Source organism: Enterobacter cloacae complex sp. GF14B, assembly GCF_004136805.1.
Taxonomy (GTDB): Bacteria; Pseudomonadota; Gammaproteobacteria; order Enterobacterales; family Enterobacteriaceae; genus Enterobacter; species Enterobacter hormaechei_C.
The window spans coordinates 1-1,104 of sequence record NZ_QFRV01000311.1; the positions used below are offsets into that span (position 1 = coordinate 1).

General features: G+C 64.2%; 2 protein-coding genes. One reads left to right on the forward strand and one right to left on the reverse strand.

Annotated features, from left to right (window positions below):
* A partial coding sequence (locus DD606_RS25400) for a phosphoribosylanthranilate isomerase (RefSeq protein WP_139158393.1) occupies positions 1–422 on the forward strand: 422 nt, incomplete at its 5' end.
* 10 nt (positions 423–432) lie between these two features.
* Here the strand turns inward: DD606_RS25400 and DD606_RS25405 are convergent.
* On the reverse strand, positions 433–1,104 hold a 672-nt coding region (locus tag DD606_RS25405; RefSeq protein ID WP_129259507.1), incomplete at its 5' end, for a protein-disulfide reductase DsbD domain-containing protein.

Here is a 1,104-nt window from a genome sequence, read left to right on the forward strand (position 1 = left end):
TGGTGGCAGCCAAGCTGAACGCGCTGCAGCTGCACGGTTCGGAATCGCCCGAACGCGTGGCCCAGTTGCGCGCGCGGTTTGGCAAGCCGGTGTGGAAGGCGCTGCCCGTCGCCAGCGCCAGCGATGTCGCACGCGCCGCAGCCTATGCCGGGGCGGCGGACTTGATCTTGTTCGACGCCAAGACCCCCAAAGGCGCGCTGCCCGGCGGCATGGGGTTGGCGTTCGACTGGTCGCTGCTGGCCGGATATCGCGGTGCCTTGCCGTGGGGGCTGGCAGGCGGGCTAAATCCGACGAATGTTGCCGAGGCGATTGCGCGCACCGGAGCGCCGCTGGTCGATACCTCCAGCGGCGTCGAAAGCGCGCCGGGCGTCAAGGATACCGACAAGATTACCAATTTCGCCTTTGCGGTGCGCTTGGCCTAAATCGCGTCGATCAATAGGCGTCGTTCAGCGCAAAGATCGGCTTGCGGGTGCGCCACTGCCCTCGGGTGAAGTCGGGAAAATCTAACGTGCGATTGCCCTCAGCAATCGATTGTTCCGACAGAGGCGTGATCGCGCTCCAGGCCAGCGCGTCGTAAATGTCGATTGGCATCGGGGCCTTGGCCTTCAGCGCCTCGACAAAAGCGTGGATCACGAACCAGTCCATCCCGCCATGCCCGGCCCCTGCCGCCAGATCGGCGTAGCGTTTCCATAGCGGGTGATCGTATTTCGCAAACCAGCCCTCGGCAGGCTCCCAGCGGTGCGGCTGTGGGCTCTTGCCCTCCAGATAGATCGACTTGTTGACGTCCATCCACAGCCCCTCGGTGCCTTGCACCCGAAAGCCGAGAGAATAGGGGCGCGGCAGCGAGGTGTCGTGGCACAGCATGATCGTTTCACCATTAGTGCAGCCGATCATGGTGTTGACCACATCACCCAGTGCGAATTTCACCTCGGCGTTGGGATGATCGGCAGAGCCGTTCTTGACGACATAATCATGCAGCCCGCGCGCCTTACAGCCGAAGCCGCCAGCGCCCGCTTCGCCCGGCAACGCGACCTTCAGGGTGCGGGTCTGCGGCGGGTAGCACACGCCGGCATCGGCGCAGCCCTGGTACTTCACGGTCAGGGT